Annotated in this window: 8 protein-coding genes; all 8 read left to right on the top strand. The window is 42.0% G+C overall.

From position 1 onward, the window contains the following. Nucleotides 1-169 precede the first annotated feature (169 nt). On the top strand, nt 170-436 hold the full coding sequence (locus QZL64_RS12170) for a hypothetical protein (protein ID WP_021842236.1): 267 nt from the start codon (nt 170-172) through the stop codon (nt 434-436). 177 nt (nt 437-613) lie between these two features. Further along, a complete protein-coding gene (locus QZL64_RS12165; protein ID WP_021842234.1) occupies nt 614-1,072 on the top strand; it encodes a hypothetical protein in 459 nt (152 codons plus the stop codon). Nucleotides 1,073-1,238: 166 nt separating this feature from the next. Beyond that, nucleotides 1,239-1,694 (top strand): helix-turn-helix domain-containing protein, encoded by a 456-nt coding sequence (locus QZL64_RS12160; RefSeq protein ID WP_021842233.1) that lies wholly within the window; start codon nt 1,239-1,241, stop codon nt 1,692-1,694. Then, nucleotides 1,687-3,108: a phage terminase large subunit gene (gene terL, locus QZL64_RS12155; protein WP_021842232.1), complete on the top strand. Its 1,422-nt coding sequence runs from the start codon at nt 1,687-1,689 to the stop codon at nt 3,106-3,108. The genes QZL64_RS12160 and terL overlap by 8 nt, the downstream gene beginning before the upstream one ends. A gap of 11 nt (nt 3,109-3,119) precedes the next feature. Further along, nucleotides 3,120-4,472 (top strand): hypothetical protein, encoded by a 1,353-nt coding sequence (locus tag QZL64_RS12150; RefSeq protein ID WP_021842231.1) that lies wholly within the window; start codon nt 3,120-3,122, stop codon nt 4,470-4,472. Then, nucleotides 4,465-5,928 carry a polymorphic toxin type 50 domain-containing protein gene (locus tag QZL64_RS12145; RefSeq protein ID WP_296309625.1) on the top strand — a complete coding sequence of 488 codons (1,464 nt, stop codon included), beginning with the start codon at nt 4,465-4,467 and terminating at the stop codon, nt 5,926-5,928. The genes QZL64_RS12150 and QZL64_RS12145 overlap by 8 nt, the downstream gene beginning before the upstream one ends. After that, nucleotides 5,925-6,137 carry a hypothetical protein gene (locus QZL64_RS12140; RefSeq protein WP_021842229.1) on the top strand — a complete coding sequence of 71 codons (213 nt, stop codon included), beginning with the start codon at nt 5,925-5,927 and terminating at the stop codon, nt 6,135-6,137. Before QZL64_RS12145 ends, QZL64_RS12140 begins: the two co-directional genes overlap by 4 nt. Before the next feature lie 123 nt (nt 6,138-6,260). Beyond that, a complete protein-coding gene (locus tag QZL64_RS12135; protein ID WP_021842228.1) occupies nt 6,261-6,872 on the top strand; it encodes a hypothetical protein in 612 nt (203 codons plus the stop codon). Nucleotides 6,873-6,885 lie beyond the last annotated feature (13 nt).

Below are 6,885 nucleotides of genomic sequence, written 5' to 3'. Positions count from 1 at the left end.
GCTCAAGGGTTCCCCGATGATTACAAACTAGAGTTTGACTATCGGGGAAAGAAATATTCAATCAAGGAGCAAGTTAAGAGAATTGGTAATAGCGTAGTGCCGGCAATGGCTAGGGCATTAGTAACTGCTAATCTAGTCGATAGTGTGGCAGAAAGGGCAAAGGCTTAACATGGATGAACGAACTCGGCTAAAATACTTAGAAATAGCCTCTAAGAGTTTGGCGGAAATTATTAAAACTGTTTTGGTGGAGCATGGGGAAATGACGAAATTAGAAGCGGAGCTGTTTCTTATGGAAGCGTTGCGGGCACATGTAAGACGTGCGATAAAAAAGGCGATAAATAATGCAAAGGGGTGGCGAGAATTATGGCACGCCATAAAGTTTGCGTGGGCAATTAGGCAAACTAGAAAGAAAATAGCGGAGGAGTTAAATGACTAGAGCGTATAATGACCCTACAGGCGATGAGGCAGTTAAGCGGATATGTAACGAAGAGAATAGGCTAGAGATTGTTATCAAGATTATAAAACTCACTTGCAAACTCGGTGGGTTTAGGCTGCTGAATAGAATCAGCCTTATGGATGATACGAGTAAAAGGCGATACGACTAGGAGGGTAAATGACAGGATTGGAAGCACTAGAACACGTCAAAACGGTAAAAGACGAACTCAAACACCTTGAATGTGTTATTGAGGAATTGTGGCTCAAATTATTCTCGATAAAGGCGGTTGATTATGGCAAAGAGCCAATTCAGAGTGGCGGGGTAAAAGATTTATCGGATCAAGTGGCAGAATTTGAAGAGCGACTAGAAGAATTAGAGACAAAACGCCGAGCAAGAGAGGCTTATATTGACGCCGTTGAGTCGATGATTGAACAAGTTAGACCGGCACGCCTTAAGATGCTATTACATTTGCGATATATCAACGGTAAGAGTTGGGAATATATCGCCGATAAGCTTGAATTGTCTAGACAGTGGTTATATGAGGAGTTAAGACCGCAGGCACTAGAAGAATTTGATAAGATTTTGAAAAATGGTTTACAAAAGTTTACAGAAGTTTACAAGCGAACTATAGTATAATATAGATGTACAAAAGCCCGCAGGCGGACTCGCGAAAAACCGCCGGGGCTTTTAGCTCCTAAGCAAATACAATACCACAAGACAGAAAGGCATCCGAAAGGGTGCTTTTTTGTATTACTTACAATCTACTTAAAACTACTTGAAACTACTTGAAAGGAGGCTTGTAATGGCAAAAGGTAAATATCAAGAATGGCTTGAGCCTGATAAGCTATTGCTGTTACAGGCTTGGGCTCGCGACGGGTTTACTGACGAACAGATTGCTACTAAGATTGGAATTTCAAAGCAAACTTTTTATGATTGGAAGAAAAAGTATCCTGACTTTTCTGACTCCCTAAAAAAGGGAAAAGAAATAGTCGATATTCAAGTTGAGAACGCCTTATTGAAGAGGGCATTAGGGTACGAGTATGTAGAATATTCAGAAGAATGCAGTGAAGATGGTATTAAGAAAAAGAAAATAGTTAAACATGTAATGCCTGATACCACAGCTCAAATCTTTTGGCTTAAAAATAGACGGCCTGTTTTATGGCGTGATAAGCGTGATGTAGAGATGAGTGGTAATATCAACAATCCATTTGAGGGTGTAAGTACGGCCGACATAAAGAAGTTGATTCAAAATGAATAAGGACGTCATTATTAAACAGGCAAAATTAGAGCTCGCTAGACGCGAGTTTTTTTATTATTGCCACTTAATGGCACCGGACTTTTACAAATCGGATAGAGAGTATTTAGTAACGCTATGCAATGAATTACAATCATTTTTCGATAGTAACGAGCATAACGTACTAATCATGAATATGCCACCGCGGCACGGTAAGAGTAGAACGGCTCAATTATTTGTACAGTGGATTTTAGGAAATGACCCGACGCAAAAGATCATGACGGGCTCATATAACGAAACACTATCGACGATGTTTGCTAAGAATGTCAGAAATGCAATTCAAGAGCAAAAAGCCGATGAGGATATTGTTGTATATCGTGATATATTCCCCGGTAGGGCGATAAAACGCGGCGATAGCACCATGAGTTTATGGTCGTTAGCCGGACAATTTAACTCATATCTAGCGACGTCGCCGGGCGGTACTGCTACCGGTTTCGGCTGCTCGCTGATGATAGTCGATGACATTATTAAAAACGCCGAAGAAGCCTATAACGCAAATGTCAAAGAGCAACATTGGGAATGGTTTACAAACACCATGCTTTCTCGATTAGAAGAAAACGGCAAAATTATATTAATTATGACCCGTTGGGCGAGTGATGACTTAGCCGGACGGGCTATATCGCATTTTAAGCATGATACTAAATTTAAGCCTAAAATTATCACGATGAAAGCCTTACAAGACGACGGGCACATGCTATGCGATGAAGTGCTATCGTATGATAGCTACTTGGCGAAGAAAAGAGCCATGGGCGAGGATATAGCAAGTGCTAACTATCAGCAAGAACCTATCGACTTAAAAGGGTGCCTATATACGACACTCAAGACATACGGTTCTCCGCCGGTTAATGATTGCGGACAAAGTTTATTCACTGAAATCAAGAACTATACCGACACCGCAGACGAAGGCGAAGATTATTTATGCAGTATTTGCTACGGCGTGTATAACAAAGAAGCCTATATATTGGATGTCTTATATACCAAAAAAGGCATGGAAATAACAGAACCGGCAATGGCTCGAATGCTTGTACAAAATAGGGTAAATGTGGCTGATATTGAAAGCAATAACGGTGGCCGAGGTTTTGCGCGGTCTATTACTACGATATTGGCTAATCAATATCAAAATAACAGATGCTCAATTCATCCGTTCCATCAAAGCCGGAATAAAAAGGCTCGAATATTATCAAATTCAACTTGGGTAATGGAACACATTTACTTCCCTGTTAATTGGCGAGATAAATGGCCAGAGTTTTATGATGCTGTTACAAGGTATCAGCGGGAAGGTAAAAATAAACACGATGACGCCCCGGATGCATTGACAGGCGTAGCGGAATACTGTTGTATGGGTGGTATACAGGGCGGTCATATTAATACTTACTAAGGAGGGCCATAATGGCGACAAATCGAAAGAATGAAATGTATAAGCTGTTGCATGACGCCTACTATGGCGACGGGCAATTCTACGACGGCTCGGCATTGATTAAGCATGCGAGGGAATCGAATAAGAATTACGCACGGCGTAAGAAATTGGCGTATTATCTTAACTATGTCGGGCCGATTATCGACAGCACTGTATTGCCGGTATTTAATGATGAGATTAAGCGAGATTATCGCGACACAGCGAAATTTAAAATGTTTCTTGATAACGTTGACCGAGTAGGCACTAACTTACAGGACTTCATGAGCCGGCAAGCAGTCGCCGCCAAACTATATGGCGTTGTATATATTCTCGTAAATAACGAGGCAACACTCGGCGAATCAGAGGCTGACGATTTAAACATGAGGGCGTTGCCATTTCTCATGGCGATTGAGCCAAAGAATGTAACCGGGTGGCACTTCAATGAGCGAGGCCGGCTAATTGATTTCAGTTATGAGGGTGTTTACTACGACGATGACGGCTATCATGTGCGTAAATATAAATGGACGATTGACAGTTGGGAAGTGCGAGATGAACACGACCAATTATTAAGGAGCGGCAATAATAATCTCAAACGAGTGCCTATTGTGCAGTGGTTTGGCAGAAATACAGACCCTCGGCGAGTCTTACCGGCGCCGGAGTTTATTTCAATCGCTAAGACTAACTATCATATCTACCATTTGTGCAGTTTGCTCAGTCAAATCAGCGATAATCAAGCGTTTAACATCTTAACTATGCAGAGTGCGGGCACTAACATGACCGATGTAACAATCGGCACCAATAACTTGCTATTATATCCTTCTGACACAAATGCACCTCAATTTATTGCGCCGGATTCGGGACCCGCTGAGGTGCTCATGGAGCAAATCAAAAACTTAGTCGGTGAGATGTATCGCATGAGCGGTTTAAATAGCGTCATTGGCGTTGAATCGGCGAAGTCTGGACTTGCCAAGAAGTGGGATTTTGAGCGGACGAACAAGAACCTTGTTAACTTTGCCGTGCAGTGCGAAAAGGCGGAAAAGGCAATTATTACCCTCTATGAAATGTGGGCGGGTGAAACAGTCGATTATAAGTGCGAATATCCGCGAGACTTTAATATTGATGATGTGGCTGATTGTTTAGCACAGGCACAACAAGCATTTGATTTAGGCATTACAAGTAAGACGTTTAGTTTGGAAGTTGCCAAAAAAGTGCTTGAATCGTATATGCCAAACATTGACCCCGATATCTACGATGCTATCATTAACGAGTTGCAAGCCGCCGCCAATGATTTAGAGCAGTCAACCGCCTACGGGAGTGAGCTAGATGACGCCCAATCAAATGATTGATGCTTTTGAAAAGAGAATTAAAGAGTTGTTAGATAAGGGGTATACCCCAAAACAAGCCGTTGATATGGCGTATTTGGAGTATCCTATTATGAAACCCTTGCAAGACGAAGTGAAAAAGTCACTGCATCGAATTGCAGAGCAAGGTTATGGCGGTGTATTGGCGGCAAGCGTAATAAGTAAGGCGTTTGAAATGGTGTGGGCTCCCGATAAACTCACTCTATCGGAGCGTACGACTAAGGGAGCTAAGGCTGTGCGTGATATGGTGGCTAGCGTGCTACATCAACAAATGCTAAAGAACGCCAATTACAAGGCTAATGCACTCGCTTTGTTTGACGGTTATGGCTACGGCGGTATTATTCCGGAGCAAGATATACCGGACTTCATGCGAAAACTCGTTAAATTAAGCAATGGCCCGAATTATGATAAGCAAAAATACAGAAACGCCATGCGTCAAGTTGAACGATATATCCGACAGCTTAACACGCAAGGCATGAAATACGCGTATAACAAGGTGCTACAGGCGATTGAATCACGCAACAATGAGGCTTTGTTTAAGGCGGTGCATGTGGCGACACAAGAACGAACTCGGTATTTTGCTGAACGTATCGCACGCACTGAACGAGCAAGGGCATATATTGACGGTTTTTTAGCTAAATGGCAAAACGATGAGGATTGCGTGGCGTATCAATGGAAATTGTCGACGGCACACCCTACTCATGATATATGCGACTTGTATGCTAATGCTGATTTGTACGGCCTTGGAAAAGGTATATATCCTAAGGATAAGGTACCAACTATCCCCGTGCACCCACACTGCATGTGCCGGCTCAAGCCTATATTTAAAGGGCAAGTGCCGGATGAGCCTAGCGAACGCATTGAAGAAGGTGGACGTGAATATATTAATACACTTACTCAACGGCAGAAAGAGCAATTGTTAGGTGTGTATGGTAGTAGAGAAGTCGAGGCAGGGGTGTCATGGACTCTAAAAGCAAGGGCTTATAATGGTACAAAATTAGAAGGTCGCATAATTATCCCTGAATCATTGAGAAATCATATGGTAGATGGTAAAATTAATATAGAAGAGTTTGCTAAACGAATGACAAATGAAACGGATGAGCAATTTGAAGAAAGAATATGGGATTATATCAAATCGCCTTTTTGTAAAAAGCAGTTTACGCCTAGACAGGATATACATTATAAGTTTTCCGATGGATATCAAGAAGGGAAAAGCTACTATAGTAGTGAACTAGAGCTGTCGGAAATAATTAGGGCACTTTATCTTGGAAAATTGCAAATGACATTGAAAGGGGATTGGAGTAAAAAAGTAGCTATATTTTTGCCAAGGGCTAATGGTGTATTAATTAAAGCAAACCAAGAGTTGGTGGTAAAATATGCTACTGTACACTTATCTAATAGAGGGCTCCATGTTATACCGAGAAAGGATGATATAAAATGATTAAAGAATCTGAAATAGAAAAGTATATGGGGCGGATAGTTAGGCTTATTGGGGTTGAAGGAACAGAGCTTGAAGGTCGCATAATTAACATGGAAGGTAGTAACGATAGCGACAACGGACAATATTGTCTTGTTTTACAGGTTGATGGCAAAAATACAGAATATGGAATATATCAAAATGAAATACAATCAATTGAAGTTATTGATTAACCGCTTACTTAGGTAGGCGGTTTTTTCATGCCCTGTGCAGTGTAGCACACGGGCATTTTTTATTGGTAAAAACGGTGGAGACCGTTTTATGTATTACAGTCATTTAAATACGGAGGTTGAGAAATGACATTAGCAGAGTTATACACAAAGCTCGAAGGATTGGAAAACGGTAGCGAATATGTATCGGCGATTAAAGCAGAAGTTGCAAAATTAAGCAATGAAGCAAAAGAACATCGGGAAGGCAAGCAAGCGGCGGAGGCTAAACTTGCTAAATTGACCGAGGAGCGTGATGGCTTAAGTGTGAAATTATCCGAATTTGAAACGGCGGAGGCCGGCACAGACAAGGAAATGGCGACGCTCAAAAAGCAAGTGGAAGCCTTAACGAAACGTTCGGAAGAGGCTGAAAACGCACGCAAAGAAGCCGAAAGTAAACGCATTAAGGCCGACATCCAATCGCAATTTGTAGACGCGTTTACCAAGAACAACGCAATGGATCCGCAACTATTCGCGCAAATGGCCGCCGACAAAGTAACAGTGAGTGAAGATGGCTCATATAGCTACATTAAGGACGATGGCACAACCGGCACTATTCAGGATTACGCGGCCGAATTTCTCAAGGGCAAGCCTTGGGCGGTTAAAAGTACGCAAAACGCCGGTAGCGGTGAATCGGGCGGGGCAAGCGGTGCGAGTGGTAACGACGTACAACAAGAATTTGAAAAGGCATTAGGAATTTAAAGAAAAAAAGAAA

Source organism: Veillonella sp. CAG:933 (genome assembly GCF_000431435.1).
Lineage (GTDB): Bacteria > Bacillota > Negativicutes > Veillonellales > Veillonellaceae > Veillonella_A.
This window is presented reverse-complemented; position numbering and strand designations above follow the sequence as displayed.

Bases quoted from the DNA above. Each gene is read 5' to 3' on its own strand.
- QZL64_RS12170 (WP_021842236.1), top strand. From the start codon at position 170: ATGGATGAACGAACTCGGCTAAAATACTTAGAAATAGCCTCTAAGAGT.
- QZL64_RS12165 (WP_021842234.1), top strand. From the start codon at position 614: ATGACAGGATTGGAAGCACTAGAACACGTCAAAACGGTAAAAGACGAA.
- QZL64_RS12160 (WP_021842233.1), top strand. From the start codon at position 1,239: ATGGCAAAAGGTAAATATCAAGAATGGCTTGAGCCTGATAAGCTATTG.
- terL (WP_021842232.1), top strand. From the start codon at position 1,687: ATGAATAAGGACGTCATTATTAAACAGGCAAAATTAGAGCTCGCTAGA.
- QZL64_RS12150 (WP_021842231.1), top strand. From the start codon at position 3,120: ATGGCGACAAATCGAAAGAATGAAATGTATAAGCTGTTGCATGACGCC.
- QZL64_RS12145 (WP_296309625.1), top strand. From the start codon at position 4,465: ATGATTGATGCTTTTGAAAAGAGAATTAAAGAGTTGTTAGATAAGGGG.
- QZL64_RS12140 (WP_021842229.1), top strand. From the start codon at position 5,925: ATGATTAAAGAATCTGAAATAGAAAAGTATATGGGGCGGATAGTTAGG.
- QZL64_RS12135 (WP_021842228.1), top strand. From the start codon at position 6,261: ATGACATTAGCAGAGTTATACACAAAGCTCGAAGGATTGGAAAACGGT.